General features: G+C 41.3%; 17 protein-coding genes, 2 tRNA genes and 2 rRNA genes (1 of these 21 only partly in view). 4 read left to right on the top strand and 17 right to left on the bottom strand.

Annotation, left to right across the window (positions count from 1 at the left end):
* The first annotated feature begins 122 nt into the window (after positions 1-122).
* On the top strand, positions 123-2,603 hold the full coding sequence (gene gutR, locus MKX38_RS03345) for a glucitol operon transcriptional regulator GutR (RefSeq protein WP_339188598.1): 2,481 nt from the start codon (positions 123-125) through the stop codon (positions 2,601-2,603).
* Between the two features lie 345 nt (positions 2,604-2,948).
* Here gutR and MKX38_RS03340 read toward each other — a convergent pair whose 3' ends face one another.
* From MKX38_RS03340 to groES, 4 genes are all read right to left on the bottom strand, one after another.
* Positions 2,949-3,617 carry a HEPN domain-containing protein gene (locus MKX38_RS03340; protein ID WP_339188596.1) on the bottom strand — a complete coding sequence of 223 codons (669 nt, stop codon included), beginning with the start codon at positions 3,615-3,617 and terminating at the stop codon, positions 2,949-2,951.
* Positions 3,610-4,755 carry a DUF262 domain-containing protein gene (locus tag MKX38_RS03335; protein WP_339188595.1) on the bottom strand — a complete coding sequence of 382 codons (1,146 nt, stop codon included), beginning with the start codon at positions 4,753-4,755 and terminating at the stop codon, positions 3,610-3,612. Before MKX38_RS03335 ends, MKX38_RS03340 begins: the two co-directional genes overlap by 8 nt.
* A 1,240-nt stretch (positions 4,756-5,995) precedes the next feature.
* Positions 5,996-7,627: a chaperonin GroEL gene (gene groL / locus MKX38_RS03330; protein WP_003234067.1), complete on the bottom strand. Its 1,632-nt coding sequence runs from the start codon at positions 7,625-7,627 to the stop codon at positions 5,996-5,998.
* Between the two features lie 46 nt (positions 7,628-7,673).
* Positions 7,674-7,958, bottom strand: coding sequence for a co-chaperone GroES (groES, locus tag MKX38_RS03325; protein ID WP_003155970.1), 285 nt, complete (start codon positions 7,956-7,958; stop codon positions 7,674-7,676).
* A gap of 238 nt (positions 7,959-8,196) precedes the next feature.
* Between groES and MKX38_RS03320 the strand changes: the two genes are divergently transcribed.
* Complete coding sequence (locus tag MKX38_RS03320) at positions 8,197-8,931, top strand: type II CAAX endopeptidase family protein (RefSeq protein WP_029317386.1); 735 nt, start codon at positions 8,197-8,199, stop codon at positions 8,929-8,931.
* Entirely contained in the window at positions 8,928-9,119 is a 192-nt protein-coding gene (locus MKX38_RS03315; RefSeq protein WP_003225680.1) for a YdiK family protein, read from the top strand. The genes MKX38_RS03320 and MKX38_RS03315 overlap by 4 nt, the downstream gene beginning before the upstream one ends.
* Positions 9,120-9,350: 231 nt before the next feature.
* On the opposite strand, the gene tatC is transcribed toward MKX38_RS03315, so the two are convergent.
* The 4 genes from tatC to moaC are packed head-to-tail and all read right to left on the bottom strand — an operon-like array spanning position 9,351 to position 11,473.
* On the bottom strand, positions 9,351-10,115 hold the full coding sequence (gene tatC, locus MKX38_RS03310) for a twin-arginine translocase subunit TatC (RefSeq protein WP_339188592.1): 765 nt from the start codon (positions 10,113-10,115) through the stop codon (positions 9,351-9,353).
* A gap of 6 nt (positions 10,116-10,121) precedes the next feature.
* Positions 10,122-10,295, bottom strand: coding sequence for a sec-independent protein translocase protein TatAY (tatAY, locus tag MKX38_RS03305; RefSeq protein WP_003234072.1), 174 nt, complete (start codon positions 10,293-10,295; stop codon positions 10,122-10,124).
* 21 nt (positions 10,296-10,316) lie between these two features.
* The gene (locus tag MKX38_RS03300) at positions 10,317-10,964 is read right to left on the bottom strand and encodes a redox-sensing transcriptional repressor Rex (protein ID WP_003234073.1); all 648 of its coding nucleotides are present in this window, start codon (positions 10,962-10,964) and stop codon (positions 10,317-10,319) included.
* On the bottom strand, positions 10,961-11,473 hold the full coding sequence (moaC, locus tag MKX38_RS03295; RefSeq protein ID WP_003243499.1) for a cyclic pyranopterin monophosphate synthase MoaC: 513 nt from the start codon (positions 11,471-11,473) through the stop codon (positions 10,961-10,963). Before moaC ends, MKX38_RS03300 begins: the two co-directional genes overlap by 4 nt.
* Positions 11,474-11,598: 125 nt before the next feature.
* Here moaC and MKX38_RS03290 point away from each other — a divergent pair, with 125 nt between their 5' ends.
* On the top strand, positions 11,599-13,527 hold the full coding sequence (locus MKX38_RS03290; RefSeq protein ID WP_339188589.1) for an ABC-F family ATP-binding cassette domain-containing protein: 1,929 nt from the start codon (positions 11,599-11,601) through the stop codon (positions 13,525-13,527).
* Between the two features lie 225 nt (positions 13,528-13,752).
* On the opposite strand, the gene tsaD is transcribed toward MKX38_RS03290, so the two are convergent.
* The 9 genes from tsaD to MKX38_RS03245 form a co-directional block, all read right to left on the bottom strand.
* Positions 13,753-14,793, bottom strand: a complete 1,041-nt coding sequence (gene tsaD / locus MKX38_RS03285) for a tRNA (adenosine(37)-N6)-threonylcarbamoyltransferase complex transferase subunit TsaD (RefSeq protein WP_003234076.1) — start codon at positions 14,791-14,793, stop codon at positions 13,753-13,755.
* Entirely contained in the window at positions 14,786-15,241 is a 456-nt protein-coding gene (gene rimI / locus MKX38_RS03280) for a ribosomal protein S18-alanine N-acetyltransferase (RefSeq protein ID WP_003234077.1), read from the bottom strand. The genes tsaD and rimI overlap by 8 nt, the downstream gene beginning before the upstream one ends.
* Positions 15,242-15,250: 9 nt before the next feature.
* The gene (tsaB, locus tag MKX38_RS03275) at positions 15,251-15,940 is read right to left on the bottom strand and encodes a tRNA (adenosine(37)-N6)-threonylcarbamoyltransferase complex dimerization subunit type 1 TsaB (protein ID WP_003234078.1); all 690 of its coding nucleotides are present in this window, start codon (positions 15,938-15,940) and stop codon (positions 15,251-15,253) included.
* Positions 15,921-16,397: a tRNA (adenosine(37)-N6)-threonylcarbamoyltransferase complex ATPase subunit type 1 TsaE gene (gene tsaE, locus MKX38_RS03270; protein WP_041336741.1), complete on the bottom strand. Its 477-nt coding sequence runs from the start codon at positions 16,395-16,397 to the stop codon at positions 15,921-15,923. Before tsaE ends, tsaB begins: the two co-directional genes overlap by 20 nt.
* 14 nt (positions 16,398-16,411) lie before the next feature.
* Positions 16,412-17,389, bottom strand: coding sequence for a thiamine-phosphate kinase (thiL, locus tag MKX38_RS03265; protein WP_339188584.1), 978 nt, complete (start codon positions 17,387-17,389; stop codon positions 16,412-16,414).
* Between the two features lie 179 nt (positions 17,390-17,568).
* Positions 17,569-17,645: transfer RNA gene (locus MKX38_RS03260), tRNA-Asp, on the bottom strand.
* A 60-nt stretch (positions 17,646-17,705) separates the two neighbouring features.
* Positions 17,706-17,782 (bottom strand) — tRNA-Met (locus MKX38_RS03255).
* 14 nt (positions 17,783-17,796) lie between these two features.
* Positions 17,797-17,912 (bottom strand): 5S ribosomal RNA (gene rrf / locus MKX38_RS03250).
* Positions 17,913-17,967: 55 nt separating this feature from the next.
* Positions 17,968-18,041 (bottom strand): 23S ribosomal RNA (locus tag MKX38_RS03245) (it continues 2,854 nt past the right edge of the window).

Below are 18,041 nucleotides of genomic sequence, written 5' to 3'. Positions count from 1 at the left end.
GCTTTTCAACACGCTCAACAGCCTTTTCTGCTGTATAAAAGGACAGCGGCACTGTACTTTTATTTTTTCATATACAAAAAACGCTGGATTGATAAAATAGTACTAATAGGAGGTGCAGGCTTATGGCTGAACTTGAAAACCGAAAACAATTTGCACAACTGCTGGCACCTGGCGTCAAAACGCTAAAACTTCATCCTGATTATAAAGTCAGAAGGAAAAAGAATGAAAAAACAGGACAGTCTTACATAGATAAAATCGCACTCCAGCTGGGAGTCTCCCCAAACACGATCAAAAGCTGGATCGGACAGATGGGGGCAAACTACATTCCCGGAAGAATCGACGACGGAAAACTGTTCGGAATGATCTGGATCATTCTCGAAAAGACCGACTTGGATATCGAGTGGTTGACCGACTTGCTGGAAGCCACCACTATCCCAGTCATCAAACCCGCATTGCCTGTATGGGCAGCATCCTGTTTGAAAAAAGCGAAAATACTGCGAAAAGACGGATTATTCGGGGCTCCGAGTGAAGGCGAAATTGAAAATGTAGTAAAACGGCTGTTTCATGACAGACCCGGCCATGAAACGAATGCGCTTACAGAACAGCCTATCACTCATAATTTACCCTCACGCTGGTCCGGACGCTTTATCGGACGCAGCTTTGATATGGAAGCGATACGGCAATGGATGCTTTCTCCGTCACCAGTCTGTTTAATCACCGGCTGGGCCGGTATGGGTAAAACCACAGTCGCTCTTGAAGCCGCCTATTCCTGTGTCGGCGATACTTCAGATTGGCACGCATTCAACAGCATCATCTGGGTCAGCGCTGATTGGAAAGGATTGAGCTTTAGCGATTTTTTAAATACGATCGCCTATCAGCTCGGACGCACAGAACAAATCGATAAATCAATCAATGAAAAACGGTTCGTCGTCCGCAATGCGTTAGCCAATTATACTAGAGAAAAACCGATCCTGCTGATCGTTGACAGTATTGATACCGCAGAACGTGACATTCATGAATTTATCACCAGCCTTCCTCAAGGCGTGAAAGTCCTCCTCACAGCGCGGGAAAACGTAAAGCAGACCTATCGGGAAAGCTTCGGAGAAATGACAGCCATTCAGCTAAGCGGTCTTGACCAAACAGATGCCCACGAATTTTTTCAACAAGAAGTGCATCACTGCTTACAAACATGCAACCTCCCACGTAAACGGGAAAAGCTGGAGCAGCTGTTACATCTATCATCTGACCTGAAAAACGAATTCATTTCAGCGACTGCCGGAAACCCGAAAGCCATGGCACTCAGCATTGCCTATATGTCAGACGATGACATCCCCGCTCAGCAGCTGATTCATGAGCTTGGAAAAGCAGGCTACTCACTGCTGGAATTGTTTGAATTCCTCTTTGGCCGCACCTGGGATAGATGCAATGAAGATACGCGAAAGCTCTGGCAGACGCTTTGCTTTTTCAGCAAGCCGCCTGATGAAAAAAGCTTGGCGGCAGCAGCCGGATTAGACGCCCGCCGTTTTCATTACGCTATGGAACAAATGCGGTCATATGCGCTGATTCAGCCGGAACGAAGCCAAGGCAGGACACAATACTTAGCGCACCAAACCGTTGTCGCTTACGGAGAACAGCACTTGTCCGAACAGCACGAATATGAAAAAGAAGCCCACAATCGCTGGGCTCACTATTATATTGATTATGCCGAAACCCATTTAAAGCGGGAACAGCCCAACTCTATCTATTGGAGCTACCTGCTGGGACGGAACTTAGATCAAATGAAACAAGAATGGCCAAACATCTTAAAGGTCATCCAATGGGCAAGTGAAACCGATCAAAAAGAAATCCTAATCGAACTCATCACCCGCATCAGCCATTTTCTAAGCAGAATCAACCTGCCCCTGCGAATCGAATACGGGCGCAAAGCCGCCGACGCCGCCCATCAATTAGGCCAACACATACGAGAAGCGTACTTCCGAATCGACACAGCAGGCTGGGCTCTGATGGAAGTCAATGATTTAGACAGGGCCTTACAGCAAATTGAAGCCGGGCTGAGGATTCTGGAACAATCAGACGCTCACGATGCCTATGATCTAAAGGTTTGGGGACAGGCACTCAAAGCAAGGCTGTTTTTAAAAGCCGGGCAACAGGAAAAAGCAATGACCATTTTAAACAAAATCGAAGATCAACCGATTTCCCCTACGATTCAACACAGGGTTCTATTGGTTCGCGGAGACCTAAGCTTTGCGAGAGACCTTGATGAAGAAGCCATTCAACTATACGAAGCGGCAAATGAGATCAGCTCCACGTACGGCGGCGAAAAAACGATAGAAGCCTATTTCAATTTGGGTGTTGCTTATGTGAAGTGTGACCAGTTTGAGAAAGCGGAAGAAGCCTTTGAGCAAATGCTCTATGACAAACATAACGCCAATCAGGTTGAGTTGATCTATTATTTTTACGGGATGGCGCAGCTGTTGAACCGTAAAGGAGAGAAAACGAAAGCGATGGAATCTAATCAGAAGGCGATTCGTTTGATTGATTCGTGGGAGCCTGCGATTGGGATTCGGGGAGAGGTGGAAAGATTACAGATGGTTATTAAATAAACAAGTAATATATAGTAATTAGATAGGTATATGAGCGTCGACAAATAACTAAGCCCTTTTTAAAATAACCTCTAATCTACCTAGTAATTGATTAGAGGTCTTTTCTGCGATAATTATTTTATTTTCAGAAATAAAAAAGGATTATCATTTTTATTAAAGATTTTAAGTCGATAAATTATCTGTGTCCATTCCTTCCATAAACGAATTATTTCGTTCCAACAAAGTTTTATACTAACTTATACTAATTCTATACTTACAAGCTATTTAAAATTAATCTAAAGGGTAAACAAAACTTGATGTAACCTTTATTTCATCACATGATCAACCTCAACTTACCCCTTAAATCTAACTTTCACAGAACTTATTTAAAAGTTGTTCATTATACCAATTCAAATAATAGATCACGCTTTCTAATGCGCTGATCAAATCATTATGACCTTTTGTGCTAGTCTCTAAGCCATGAGCAATTTTATTCCGAGTATCTATTAGATCATTTATTACTTTTATACTCCTTTGAAGTTTGGCATCATTTGTATCAACTGCTAAAGCAAATGTATCTTTTACATTTTTATGTTTTATATTAGTCATATACCTATTTAATATTTTATTATCAATAATTCCACTAATGTAACTCTGAATTATGTTTTTATCCGCTAAAGCATTAGAAAATCTTTTTCTGAAAATCTCTTTAATAGAAACATCATACGTTGAATTTAATAGCAGCAAACCATACGTGCTTGTTAAGCCATATACTGATGAAGATCTTTCATTTGTATCCATTCTCAATAGCTCTTCATAGTAATTGATAACTTTAATAAAAGAATCATATGTTGCTTCTTCTACTAATTCTTTCAAGAATATAATCTGTCTTTTCAAATCATCTATTTCTTGTGTAATATCATCTGCTTCTACAGGTAATTCAGTTTTGTCTACCTCAATAGCATTTTTATTCTCTACCATTAATCCTGTACTTTTTACCACTTCCATTTCTCTTTCCATTAATTTGTTATTCACTGTAGAAAACCTCCTCTACCGCACCCAACCTATAATGAATCTTTTCAACACGATTAGTTTGCGAGGAAATTGCATCTACAAACTTTTCATCATTAAATAGGTTAAAGTATTTCTCAATATCTAATTTTGTATTTTCCAACTTTAATTTATCAATACTTATCAATACACTCTCAAATAAGGGAATGTTAAATTTTTTTCCTTTTAAAATATCCTTAATATTATTTATATGTTCTATTTTTTCGATAGGCCTTCTAAAAAGATAACCTATTGAAAAATCCACTTGAGATTGTAACCACCTTAATTTCTCCTCGAGGTCTTTAAATATTTTATCTACTGTCTCCTCTTCTATTTTCTGAACATTTGACATAAATCGATTAATTTCTTTTTTATAAGAGATATCACTTTCTAATTCTTTGGATTGAATTAATGATTTAAGAGTAAAATATCTAGCTACAATCTCCTGATCGTTCAGCCTTTTATCTTTAGAATAATCTTTATATTCTTCAGGCATTATCATTTTATATGCAGCTAACCAAAGCGGATTTTCTACAAAAATATTTAATTTTTTTGTGAATTCTCCAAAATATATAGCTCTCCTAATCTCTTGACTATTTAGTTGAATACTTCCGGTATTGATTCTTTCAAATAAACTATACAATGCAATATCCTTATCCACATCTTCTGACAATATCTGAAACACAGAAGCTCTAATATTTGTATTTCTAAGACGTCTTTGTGAGTCTTCATCTATTTCCCTGTAAAATTTTCCTCTCCATTTAGGATTTATGTCTTCCCGCTTTAATATTTTTAACTCATTATTTAGAAATTCAACTAGAGTATTTATCCTTTGTTGCCCATCTATTATCATCATACGGCCTTTTTCTAAATCAGTGAAAAACATTCCTGGGATAGGATATCCTAATAAAATGGACTCAATAAATCTTGATTTTCTTTTATTATCCCATACTAATTCCCGCTGGAAATCAGGAACAATTAATTCTTTTTCCTCTCTTAGCAGTTTTAATTCACGTACAGAAAAATCCACGCCCCTTGTTACTACTTTTATTTCATCAACATATTCAATTTTCTCATCTTCATTTTCAATTTGCTGTTTTTCTAGACTAAGTAAATCCTCCATTAAATCACTCCCTTTGTATAATAACCTAATTATACTATTAAACTCACAATAAAGAATTTTAAAAAAGGAAAATCCTTACCGCTCTTCACAAAACACTATTTGGTATAGAAAGGGTAGGAGTAAGTGGACTTACTGCAATTTATTATTATATAAATGGAATGAAAGGAAAAAATATAAAATAGTTCCGATTAAAGGAGGCAGAGGCTAATCTGAGGAAACGAAATAAGTTAAGGTACCTACCTAGAAGAGACTGACACAACATTTAAGGCTTTTCCTGACGAGTGGCTGTCCCTCTATTAAGGTACGGACGTTGTAAAAGAAAATACTGCGAGAACCCGCAGGCACGAATACAAACGACTATCAGACTATTGAAAACAATATCAGGAAGCCTTAAATGACTTAAAGAAAGGGATATGCTCATCGACAAGCAAAATAATCTTTAGGGTTATCGAACTGAAAATCCTAAAAAAAGACCCGACACAGCTCCTAAACAGCAATATATCAACAAAGATTTGGGATCGAAACAGTTTACCAAAATATTTAGATAGAGAAGAACTCAAACACAAAGATTGATGATGATTACTCTATCTTTTTAATTAATAACAATTACCCATTACGTGCAGACAAAACTTGCAATTTAAAATGGCGCGATATTAATTTTGAAAACAGACTAATAGCATTTTAGTAACATATTACAATCCCCCAAACAACAATAAGAATTTAAAGTTATTTACTCCATAAACATCGGCAGCTGTACACATTATTGATATTGATGAAACCGAATTAATGAATTAAGTAAGCATAAGTTAGTTCAACAACAATTGATGATGAAGTACTGGGATATATTTATACGAAAACTTTGTTTTTGTGAGCATCGAGGAGTAACTACCTAGTAATCCCCTCTATATTTAAAAATAGAGAATTGAACTAGACCCATGTTAAAAATGGAAGAACTAAATACAGAACTTCCCTAATTATGTCATACTCACACCCCTATTAGCACAGGCTAGGTAACTCTTCTAAATAATAGAACGATTAGGATACAAAGATGAGGATACGACAAAGGACATTTATTTGAAGTAAGAAATAAAAAAGGCTTCCCAAAAGTTCAAAGAACTAATGGAAAACCTCTGATTTAGATCCTTATTCAAGAAAATGTTACCCTTTTGTTATTCTTCGGTTATTTTCAAAGTAGATAAGAGTCTAGAAACCCCATTTTTACTGGGTTTTGGGGAATTGATTACATCATGCCGCCCATACCGCCCATGCCGCCCATGTCAGGCATTCCGCCGCCAGCGTTTTCTTCTGGCTTGTCAGCGACAACGGCTTCAGTTGTTAAGAACATTGCAGCTACAGACGCAGCGTTTTGAAGAGCTGAGCGTGTAACTTTCGTTGGGTCAACGATACCTTTTTCGATCATGTTTACCCATTCGCCAGTTGCAGCGTTGAAGCCTACGCCGATTTCTTCGTTTTTGAGGCGCTCAACGATGACAGATCCTTCAAGACCAGCATTGTGTGCGATTTGACGGATTGGCTCTTCAAGCGCGCGAAGCACGATGTTGATACCTGTTTGAGCATCGCCTTCAGCTTCAACTGCAGCGACTTTGTTATATACGTTTACAAGCGCTGTACCACCACCGGATACGATGCCTTCTTCAACAGCTGCGCGAGTTGAGTTCAGGGCGTCTTCGATGCGAAGTTTACGCTCTTTCAGTTCAGTTTCAGTCGCAGCGCCGACTTTGATGACAGCTACGCCGCCAGCAAGTTTAGCAAGACGCTCTTGTAATTTTTCTCTGTCGAATTCAGAAGTTGTTTCTTCCACTTGAGCGCGGATTTGAGTCACGCGGGCAGAAATTTTGTCTGTTTCGCCAGCGCCTTCAACGATTGTTGTGTTTTCTTTAGTAACGACAACTTTAGAGGCGCGTCCCAATTGAGCGATTTGAGTAGATTTCAGGTCAAGGCCAAGATCTTCTGTGATGACTTCTCCGCCAGTAAGGACAGCGATGTCTTCAAGCATTGCTTTACGGCGGTCACCGAAGCCAGGAGCTTTAACAGCAACTGCGTTGAATGTGCCGCGAAGTTTGTTCACAACAAGTGTTGCAAGTGCTTCGCCTTCAACATCCTCAGCGATCAGAAGCAATGGTTTGCCTTGCTGAACAACCTGCTCAAGCACAGGAAGGATTTCTTGAATGTTTGTGATTTTTTTGTCTGTGATTAAGATGTAAGGATTGTCAAGAACCGCTTCCATCTTATCAGAGTCAGTTACCATGTAAGGAGACGCATATCCGCGGTCGAATTGCATACCTTCAACAACTTCAAGCTCAGTTGTGAAGCCTTTAGACTCTTCGATTGTGATAACGCCGTCGTTTCCTACGCGCTCCATTGCTTCAGCGATAAGGCTTCCGACTTCCTCATCAGCAGCAGAGATCGCAGCAACCTGAGCGATAGACTCTTTGCCTTCGATTGGCTTAGAAATTTCTTTTAAGTTTTCGATCGCAACCGCTACAGCTTGTTCCATCCCTTTACGCACGCCTACAGGGTTAGCGCCTGCTGTTACGTTTTTAAGGCCTTCACGGATCATTGCTTGCGCAAGAACTGTTGCAGTTGTTGTACCGTCACCGGCAACGTCGTTTGTTTTGCTGGCTACTTCAGCAACAAGCTTAGCACCCATGTTTTCAAAAGCGTCTTCTAGCTCGATTTCTTTAGCGATTGTTACACCGTCATTTGTGATTAACGGAGAACCGAATTTTTTCTCTAGAACCACGTTGCGTCCTTTTGGTCCTAAAGTTACTTTAACAGCATCAGCAAGTGCATCGACACCGCGAAGCATTGCGCGGCGAGCTTCTTCACTAAACTTAATTTCTTTTGCCATGTTTACAAGACCTCCTCAAATGTTTTAAATATTGTTTATTTAAGAATTAGCCTATAACAGCTAAAATGTCGCTTTCACGTAAGATTAAGTATTCAGTACCTTCGTATTTCACTTCAGTACCTGCGTATTTTGAGAAGATAATGCGGTCGCCCTCTTTTACTTCTAAAGCAACGCGCTCTCCGCTTTCTAACACGCGACCTGAACCAGCTGCCACGATTTTGCCTTCTTGCGGTTTTTCTTTTGCAGAATCCGGCAATACAATTCCGCTGGCAGTTTTTTCTTCAGATTCTACGAGTTCAATGACAACGCGATCACCTAATGGCTTTAACAATGTAATAACCTCCTCAATAGTATGAATATGTAATTTTAGCACTCAGCACTAAAGAGTGCTAACACAATTCTTATAATAAAGAATCTCCCTTCCAATTTCAAGTGATAAGATAAAAAATTTTTCACGCTTACATCATTCTTTTCCGCTCCCTTTTCCGTTAGCTTTTTCACCCCCGTACCGATTATGTTACAATAGCTGTAGATGAACGAAACCCACTTAACAAAGGAGTACATACCATTTGAGAAAACAGTATTGGTTTATTATTTTGACATATATCATCATGCAGTTTTCCGCATTAATCGCGATTCCCTTGTTATTTAAATTCGGTTATGCCGGAGGACAGCCTACAGATGAAAATATGCTGCATGCACAAGGATTATGGTCCGTTATCAGCTTTATCGCCTGTCTCGTTGTTGTTCTGCTCATTCTGAGAACCGTTCCGAAAGAAACGCTGCGAAACGGACAGAAGGACTCAATCGGACTCTCTATCCTTTGGGCGATAGCCGGTTTTTTCATTGCCCTTTTCTCTCAAGGAATAGCAGGCTCTATTGAATATTATGTTTTTGGCATCGGAAGAGAATCAGAAAATACACAAGCGATTCTGGATGTCATTCAGGCAGTCCCGCTCATGATTATCGTTTCTTCCGTCATCGGGCCTATATTAGAAGAAATCATCTTCAGAAAAATCATTTTCGGCGCGCTCTACGAAAAAACGAATTTCTTTTTCGCAGGACTGATCAGCTCGGTTATCTTCGGTATTGTTCACGCTGATTTGAAGCATCTCCTTCTATATACAGCAATGGGCTTTACCTTTGCCTTTTTATATGCGAGAACAAAACGGATATGGGTGCCGATTTTCGCCCATTTAATGATGAATACATTCGTCGTCATCATGCAGCTTGAGCCTGTTCGGAATTACCTTGAACAGCAGAGCACACAAATGCAATTGATTATTGGAGGATTATTTTTATGAGAAACCCGGTAGTTTGGGGAATGATCTACTTTGCCGTAGGGTGCATCTTTACTTATCTTGCCGCAAGCTCGCCAGGCAGCATGTGGTCATTTTACTCCATCCTGCTGATGGTGTTCGCCGCTTACAACATCAGCATTTCTTTTAAGATGTTCGCCTTTTCATTTAAAATCAAAAAGAACCAAAAATAAAGAAAATCCATTTCTGAATGAGAAATGGATTCAAATTAAATCCTAAAACGGCTTTCGTTTTAGGATTTTGTCATTTTCAGCGTGATTGAAAACCCTTGAAGTCTAGGAAAGGCGAGCATTGGAGCGGAGCGAATGTTTTCATTCGTGAGCACCAACGCACAGGCTTGACAACAAATGCGGGGGTTTGTCAACACGCTGAATCCATTTCCCTCATGAGAAATGGATTTTTTATTATTGCCCCGAAGACACGTCCTGATCGGCAGCACTGCTTTTCTGCGCTTTCCGATAAGCGGCCTTCGATATCAGAATACTGATTTCATATAAAATCAAAAGCGGGACTGTGACCATCATATGGGACAGAAGCTCAGGCGGTGTAATCAGGGCTGCGATCACCAGCAGCGTAAAATACGCATACTTTCTGATTTTCGCCAAGAACATCGGTGTCACAATTCCGAGCCTGGTCAAAAACATGAGGATGACCGGCATTTGGAACAGCAGTCCAAACGGAATCGTCAGCTGCAGAAGAAAATGAAAATATTCATTAATTCCGATCACCTGATTGACATTCAAGTCCTGAGAGATCCGCTTCATAAAATCAACAACAAAAGGAAATAAAACATAATATGAAAAAGATAAGCCCGCTAAAAACAGCAAAATAGAGATCGGAATGTAGCTGAGCGTTACTTTGCGCTCTTTCTCATAGAGACCCGGACTCACAAAAGCCCAAAGCTGATAAAGAATAACCGGCGAGGTCAGGACTATGCCGATGATAAACGCAAATTGCATAAACACATAAAGCGGGTCTGTCAGGTTAAACGCGTTAAGCGTAAGCTGCTTCGCTTCATCTGTTTCTTGCAGATACACAATAATCGGCTTCGCTAAAAAAAATCCAGCAATAAAGAAAACGACAAACGCCAGCGCTACAATCAGCAACCGTTTTCGAAGCTCAGCAATATGCTCCAGCAGCGACATTTGATTCACTTTCATTCGTGTCATCCTAACTTACTGATCTTCTTTCTTTTTTTCCTCTTCATCACTCGTTAATCCTTTTGTAGCGTTTTTGAATTCACGAAGTGTGTCTCCCGCTGCTTTACCCAATTCAGGCAGCTTTTTGGGACCGAAGATAATCAGAGCAACGATTGCGATAACAGCAAGGCTTCCAGGACCGATCGGCATATTTGGGCTCCTCCTTTCCCTCTATTCGATTTCCTCTAAAACTGAATAATGCTTCAAAAAATAAACCAGTGACTGAAGCTCAACTGCTAAATCTATATGATGAATTCGAATGTGTTCCGGCACATTCAAACGGGCCGGCGTAAAATTAAGGATTCCCTTGATTCCTAATGCGACCAATCTGTCTGTAATGGATTGAGCGGCAACTGCTGGCACTGTAAGAATGGCAACTGATTCATCTTTTACGTGTTGTTCAAGGTCATCAAGGTTATAGACGGGCACGCCGCCTACCTCAGTTCCTATTTTACTCTCATTTATATCAAAAGCCATAGAAATTTTTGTGTTATTGTTTTTTGTGAAATTATAGTGAAGAAATGCCGTTCCCAAGTTCCCGACACCAATCAAGATGACGTCTGTCATCTCATCCTGATCAAGCGTTTTCCGGAAAAAAGACAGCAAATAATCCACATTATATCCGTATCCTTTTTTGCCAAGAGCTCCAAAATAGGAAAAATCCCTCCGAATCGTGGCAGAATCAACCTTTACGGCATCACTGAGTTCAGCGGATGATACACGCTGTTTTCCTGACGCATGCAGATTCTTTAAAAAGCGATAGTAAAGCGGCAGCCGTTTCGCCGTCGCCTGCGGAATTTTTGATTGATCCTTATTCATTTTTGGTCCTCCAAATTATACTCGGATAGTTCTCTTTTAAAGTCACCGTTTTTCCCGCCTGTCTTCTCCAGCAAGAAAGTAGGGCCGATGACCATTCCCTTATCAAGGGCCTTGCACATATCGTAAACGGTAAGAGCGCACACCGATGCAGAAGTGAGCGCTTCCATTTCCACACCTGTACTCCCTTTCGTTTTGACCTGTGCTTTTATATGAAGTATAACTTCTGCTTCTTTTATTTTCCAGTCAAACGATATATCTACCCCGCTCAATGAAAGCGGATGGCACATCGGAATGATATTCGACGTTTGCTTTGCGGCCATAATGCCTGCCACCTGTGCGACAGCCAGTACATCTCCTTTGCCGATATCGTGACTTTGTATTTTCTCGTACACTTCATTCTTCATGTGTACGCTTGAAACAGCCGCCGCAGTACGGACAGTCGAAGATTTTTCGCTAATATCCACCATCTGGGCTCTGCCCTGTTCATTAAAATGAGAAAATCCATTCATATTAAAACGCTCCTTAAACAGATCATACACTATTTTCTTCTCTATGTCTTATATGGCCAATGTATTGTTTGCTGACTTCTGGTTCATAAGCTACACTTAACTTATTATAGCAGAGGTGAAATAATATGATGATCTTACAAGTTAATCAGCTGTCCAAATCGTTTGGTGCTGATACTATTTTAAACAATATAAAGCTGGAAGTCAGAAATCGTGATCGCATCGCCATTGTAGGAAGAAATGGCGCCGGAAAATCCACGCTCCTTAAAATTATCGCAGGCCAGCTTTCGTATGCAAAGGGCGAAATTATTAAACCGAAAGATATTACAATGGGATATCTCGCCCAGCATACTGGCTTGGATTCTAAGCTTACCATAAAAGAAGAGCTGCTGACTGTTTTTGACCACTTAAAAGCAATGGAAAAGGAAATGCGGGCTATAGAAGAAAAAATGGCGGCAGCTGACCCAGGTGAATTAGAAAGCATCATGAAAACCTACGACCGCCTTCAGCAGGAATTCAAAGATAAAGGCGGCTATCAATATGAAGCGGATGTAAGATCTGTGCTGCATGGTCTCGGCTTCAGCCATTTTGACGATTCTACACAGGTTCAAAGCCTCAGCGGAGGCCAGAAAACAAGACTGGCTTTAGGTAAGCTTCTGTTAACACAGCCTGATTTGCTCATTCTCGATGAGCCGACAAACCATCTGGATATTGATACGCTTACCTGGCTTGAGCATTATTTACAAGGCTATTCAGGCGCCATCCTCATCGTTTCGCATGACCGCTACTTTTTGGACAAAGTAGTAAACCAGGTATACGAGGTATCAAGAGCAGAAAGCAAAAAGTATCACGGCAACTACAGTGCTTATCTCGACCAAAAAGCCGCGCAGTATGAAAAAGATCTTAAAATGTATGAAAAGCAGCAGGACGAGATTGCAAAGCTGCAGGACTTCGTAGACCGAAATCTGGCGAGAGCCTCTACCACCAAAAGGGCGCAAAGCCGCAGAAAGCAGCTTGAGCGAATGGAAGTCATGTCAAAACCGCTTGGCGATGAAAAATCTGCAAACTTTCATTTTGATATTACAAAACAGAGCGGAAATGAAGTCCTCCGTGTTCAGGATCTCACAATCAGCTATGAAAACCAGCCGCCGCTTTTAACAGAAGTGTCATTCATGCTCACAAGAGGAGAAAGCGCAGCGCTTGTCGGCCCTAACGGAATTGGTAAATCGACATTACTGAAAACATTGATAGACACCCTAAAACCAGATCAAGGAACGATCTCATACGGCTCAAATGTCAGTGTCGGCTATTATGATCAGGAACAGGCTGAGTTGACTTCCTCTAAACGTGTCCTTGATGAGCTGTGGGACGAGTACCCCGGGCTCCCAGAAAAAGAAATCAGAACGTGTCTCGGAAATTTCTTATTCTCCGGAGATGATGTGCTGAAACCAGTTCATTCACTGAGCGGAGGCGAAAAAGCAAGATTGGCTCTAGCTAAGCTGATGCTTCAAAAAGCCAACTTTCTCATCCTTGATGAACCGACTAACCATCTGGATTTAGACAGCAAAGAAGTTCTCGAAAACGCGCTGATTGATTATCCAGGCACACTGTTATTTGTCTCACATGACAGATATTTTATTAACAGAATCGCCACAAGAGTATTGGAGCTTTCTTCAAGCCATATAGAGGAGTATCTGGGAGATTACGATTATTATACAGAGAAAAAAACAGAGCAGCTTGAATTGGAGAAAATAAATCAGCAAGAAGAAACTGAAAAAACGCCAGCTACTGTGAAGTCTGACTCCAAACGTTCCTACGAGGAAGAAAAAGAATGGAAAAAGAAAGAGCGCCAACGACTCCGTCGGATTGAAGAAATTGAAACCACCGTTCAAACCATTGAGGAGAACATCAGCCGCAATGATGAATTGCTATGTGACCCTGAAGTCTATCAGGATCATGAAAAAGTACAAGCTATCCATGCAGACAATGAGAAGCTCAATCAGGAGCTGGAATCTCTTTTGTCCGAATGGGAAGAACTATCCACAGAAGAAGATTAAAAGTCAAGCACCTCTTTTTAGAGGTGCTTTTTATCCACAGAACATCTCCTAATAAATAAACAAAGTAAACTTTATACACAATATCCACAAAATATTCTGAATTTATCCACTTTATTAACAGCGGCTTCAGCCCTTTATCCATCTATATCTCTATAATTACTCACAGACATGTGGATAAATTGTGAATTATCTGTTAATAACAAACATATAAAAAGTCTCACGCTATTATCTCGTGAGACTTTGATAAGAAGTCAATTCAAGGCCGGGCTGGCCATTCATATCATATGCACCGCGAATTCCTTTTTCAAAAGCAATTGTACCAGCAGCAGCAATCATCGCAGCATTATCCGTGCATAAAGCTAATGGAGGAATGACAAGCGTAATCCCTTCATGCTGGGCAAATTCCTTTTCTAATGCAGCTCTGAGGCCTCTGTTTGCAGCTACTCCTCCGGCTAAAAGGACCTGTTTGACATCATATTCCTTTGCCGCGCGCGCCGTTTTGGTTACCAAGACATCGATCACACTATTTTGGAAACTGGCAGACAAATCTTCCGGAGCAATCTCTTGCCCTTTTTGGGATGCATTATGAAGCGTATTGATCACCGCAGACTTCAATCCGCTAAAGCTGAAGTTGTAAGAGCCTTCTTCAAGCCATGCGCGAGGAAGCGGAATATTGTCATTCCCTTTTTCAGCTAGCTTGTCAATTTGCGGTCCACCCGGATATGGCAATCCCATCGTCCGCGCCACTTTGTCGTAGGCTTCTCCTGCCGCATCATCAAGGGTTTCCCCAATGACTTCAAATGATCCATGTTCCTTCATATAAACCAGTTCTGTATGGCCTCCTGAAACGACCAATGCCAGTGCCGGGAACACGATGTCTTCTACAAGACGGTTCGCGTATATATGACCGGCTATATGATGAACGCCTACTAACGGAATGTTATGTGCAAAGCTCAATGCTTTAGCGGCATTCACTCCGATAAGAAGCGCTCCCACCAGTCCCGGACCTTCTGTTACTGCAATCGCATCAATATCACTATACGTCATGCCAGCTTTGCGAAACGCCTCTTCTATAACCAAAGTGATTTGTTCAACATGATGTCTTGAAGCAATTTCCGGAACAACGCCTCCGAAGCGCTTATGGCTTTCAATTTGAGAGGCTACTACGTTTGAAATGATCTCTTTTCCGTTTTTCACAATAGCTGCAGCAGTCTCATCACAGCTTGTTTCAATTCCTAATACGTACATGTCTTTTTGCTCACTCATTTATCGTCACCCACATAATTAACGCATCTTCCCCGTTATCAGTATAATAGTTCTTTCTTATTCCGCCGGGCTGCATCCCGAATTTCTTATATAAGCCTTGAGCAGGATGATTCGAAACCCTCACTTCAAGCGAAAGCCGCCTTGCGTCTTTTTCTTTACACAGTTCAACAGCTGAGCGAAAAAGCGTTTCTCCTAAAGACTGGCCGCGATACTCTGGTTTTATCGCTATATTTGTAATCTGGGCATCATCCATCACAATCCAAATCCCGCAATACCCAACAACATGGCCGTCCTTTTCAATCACGAGATAATGAGCATATGGATTTTCCAGCAGCTCATGATAAAACGAATCCTTCGTCCAAGGAGACGTAAAGGAGGATGCTTCGATTTCGTATACGTGATCTATATCTTCAATCCGCATATTTCTGACCGCTGCTTTTGTTTTCATCCTATCACCCTACTTTTGACTTTCAATCCATTTCGCTTCAGCTTCTGCCAGCCGCAAGTAATCCGGGACAAGCCCATGAACATCAGCTGCTTCCTTTTCCTTCCCGAGAAAAGCCAATTCTGAAGGACGCGGGTTATGCTGGGCGGCAGTTCCAATGAATCCTTTTGTTCCAAGCACATCCTCGATCATCTGCTTGTGAAGAGAAGTATCATGGCCTAAAAACAAAACAGGGCGGTCCTTTTCTTTTAGCATCTCCAGCCAATCTGCCAGCATCACATTTTGATCTGGAACAACTTGCTCTAAAAGCCCATTTTTATATTGATACAGACCTGTGTACACCTGTCCCCGTCTAGCATCAAAGATTGGGCTGATCAGACCGTCAAAATGCCGGCCATTTGCCGCAAGCGTCTCAAGACTTGATACAGCACTTATTGGAATGTCTAAAGACCAGGCAAGTGTTTTGGCCAACGTCACACCTATTCTTACTCCTGTGTATGAACCAGGGCCTTTTGCAACGACAATTTTAGAAAGGTCCTGCGGTGCCATATCACAATCATTCAGCAATGAATGAACAGCAGGCATCGCTCTTACAGAGTGGTTCTTTTTCAAATATGTAATGTATTCTGCTATAACAGTGTCTTCTCGAAGCAGCGCAATGCCCAATGTATAATTTGATGTATCAATTGCTAATATTGTCATGTCTACTTAACTCCTCACAAAGCATTTCATACCGATTCCCGACAGCAGTAAAGGTAATTTCCCGCTCATCATCACCAGCTCTTTTGATGACAATTTGCAGTCGCTCCTGTGGCAGCTGTTCTTCAATTAAATGAGCCCATTCAACGAGACAGACACCTTGTCCGTGAAAATATTCATCAAGTCCCAAATCTTCACTTTCATCTTCCATTCTATACACATCCATGTGATAAAGAGGAAGTACGCCATCGTTATATTCTTTTATAATTGTAAAAGTCGGACTGTTTACAACACGTGTAATTCCCAGCCCTTCTGCAAAACCTTTCGTAAAAGTCGTTTTTCCTGCACCTAAATCGCCCTCTAATGTCAGGACGTCTCCCGGTTTAGCAAACGCTGCCGTCAGCTTGGCAATTGCTTTTGTTTCTTCTGGATTTACAGTTCTCCATTTTAATTGCTTCACACGAGTCACCCGTCTTATTTAAAATGATTATATCCCTTTTTCTCTAAGATCATTGATGTTTGATCTGTTTTTAGGATCACTTTAGATTTTGTTTTTTCCCTGACATAGCCAATCTTTGTAATGGGAAGATGAAGCGCTGCGCACTCCTGCTTCAACACTTCCCACTCCTCATTTGAAACCGTCCCTGTCAGCTCAAAATCCTCACCGCCAAACAAAGCCCATTCTTTCCAGTTAGGATGAAGCTTAGGCAAATCAGAATGAATTGGAAGCATGCTTTCAACAATTTCAATTGAAACACAGCTGGCTTCTGCAATCTCGTTCAGTTCACTAGCCAATCCGTCACTAACATCATTTAAAGCTGCCCGTTTAAAAATCGAGCATAATCTGCCGACGCTTACTCTTGGCTCAGGCCGTTTATGCCTGTGGATAAAGTAATCCGTTTCCACAGATGAGTTTTGAGGATTAGTCTCCTCTAATAATAAAGAAAGCCCTGCTGCAGAAGAACCGATTTCACCGGTTACAAACACAATATCATTCGGTTTTGCTAAGCTGCGCAAACAGGCCTGTCCCTTTTCAACTTCACCGATCACAGTGACTGTAACGACTAATTTGTCAGCGGTAGAAACTGTATCGCCGCCAATCAGATCCATCTGATATAGTTTCGCCAGTTCATTCATTCCTTCATACATCGCCTTGATTTCGGATGCCGTCCATTTTGAAGGTACCGCAATTGATACCAAATAAAATTTCGGAATGCCTCCCATCGCGGCAATATCACTTATATTAACGGCTAACGCCTTATACCCGATATCTTCAGGTGAGGAATAGTGTAATTTGAAGTGCACGTCTTCTACCATAGTATCAACACAAACAATTTCCTGAACGCCGTGTTTCGCAGTGTAGAGCGCTGCATCATCACCTATTCCTACATCAACGGAAGAATGGTGAATGGTCCGCGGAGTAATGCTATGTATCAAATCAAATTCATCCATGAACCAAAATCTCCTTTCAACCCTGCTTATGCCTATATTGCTCTTCCTAGTTTATCGAATTTTGCTGGAATATCCAAGATGTTCCCGATATAAAGAAAGCTTGGCTATGACACCAAGCAGAAGATACAGTAAAAGAAAACACAAAAAAAACGAAAACATGATCGTTTCGTTTACATTAATGGCGGTCCGGACGGGACTCGAACCCGCGACCTCCTGCGTGACAGGCAGGCATTCTAACCAACTGAACTACCGGACCATATTTGTATAAGATTATTTTAGTTGTACCCTTAGGGCACTCCTTATTTAATCATATATTTGGTTGCGGGGGCAGGATTTGAACCTGCGACCTTCGGGTTATGAGCCCGACGAGCTACCGAACTGCTCCACCCCGCGATGATAAAAGTAATGCTTGGCGGCGTCCTACTCTCACAGGGGGAACCCCCCGACTACCATCGGCGCTGAAGAGCTTAACTTCCGTGTTCGGTATGGGAACGGGTGTGACCTCTTCGCTATCGCCACCAAACAAATTGAGAGTGTTCTCTCAAAACTAGATAACAGGTGTGACATCATTCAAAAATATGGTTAAGTCCTCGATCGATTAGTATCTGTCAGCTCCATGTGTCGCCACACTTCCACCTCAGACCTATCAACC

It is taken from the genome of Bacillus sp. FSL M8-0025 (assembly GCF_037975475.1).
Lineage (GTDB): Bacteria > Bacillota > Bacilli > Bacillales > Bacillaceae > Bacillus > Bacillus subtilis.
This window is presented reverse-complemented; position numbering and strand designations above follow the sequence as displayed.

Excerpts from the sequence above, each read along its gene's own strand:
- gutR (WP_339188598.1), top strand. The coding sequence starts at position 123 with ATGGCTGAACTTGAAAACCGAAAACAATTTGCACAACTGCTGGCACCT.
- MKX38_RS03335 (WP_339188595.1), bottom strand. The coding sequence starts at position 4,755 with ATGGAGGATTTACTTAGTCTAGAAAAACAGCAAATTGAAAATGAAGAT.
- groL (WP_003234067.1), bottom strand. The coding sequence starts at position 7,627 with ATGGCAAAAGAAATTAAGTTTAGTGAAGAAGCTCGCCGCGCAATGCTT.
- MKX38_RS03315 (WP_003225680.1), top strand. The coding sequence starts at position 8,928 with ATGAGAAACCCGGTAGTTTGGGGAATGATCTACTTTGCCGTAGGGTGC.
- tatC (WP_339188592.1), bottom strand. The coding sequence starts at position 10,115 with ATGACACGAATGAAAGTGAATCAAATGTCGCTGCTGGAGCATATTGCT.
- tatAY (WP_003234072.1), bottom strand. The coding sequence starts at position 10,295 with ATGCCGATCGGTCCTGGAAGCCTTGCTGTTATCGCAATCGTTGCTCTG.
- MKX38_RS03300 (WP_003234073.1), bottom strand. The coding sequence starts at position 10,964 with ATGAATAAGGATCAATCAAAAATTCCGCAGGCGACGGCGAAACGGCTG.
- moaC (WP_003243499.1), bottom strand. The coding sequence starts at position 11,473 with ATGAATGGATTTTCTCATTTTAATGAACAGGGCAGAGCCCAGATGGTG.
- MKX38_RS03290 (WP_339188589.1), top strand. The coding sequence starts at position 11,599 with ATGATGATCTTACAAGTTAATCAGCTGTCCAAATCGTTTGGTGCTGAT.
- tsaD (WP_003234076.1), bottom strand. The coding sequence starts at position 14,793 with ATGAGTGAGCAAAAAGACATGTACGTATTAGGAATTGAAACAAGCTGT.
- rimI (WP_003234077.1), bottom strand. The coding sequence starts at position 15,241 with ATGAAAACAAAAGCAGCGGTCAGAAATATGCGGATTGAAGATATAGAT.
- tsaB (WP_003234078.1), bottom strand. The coding sequence starts at position 15,940 with ATGACAATATTAGCAATTGATACATCAAATTATACATTGGGCATTGCG.
- thiL (WP_339188584.1), bottom strand. The coding sequence starts at position 17,389 with ATGGATGAATTTGATTTGATACATAGCATTACTCCGCGGACCATTCAC.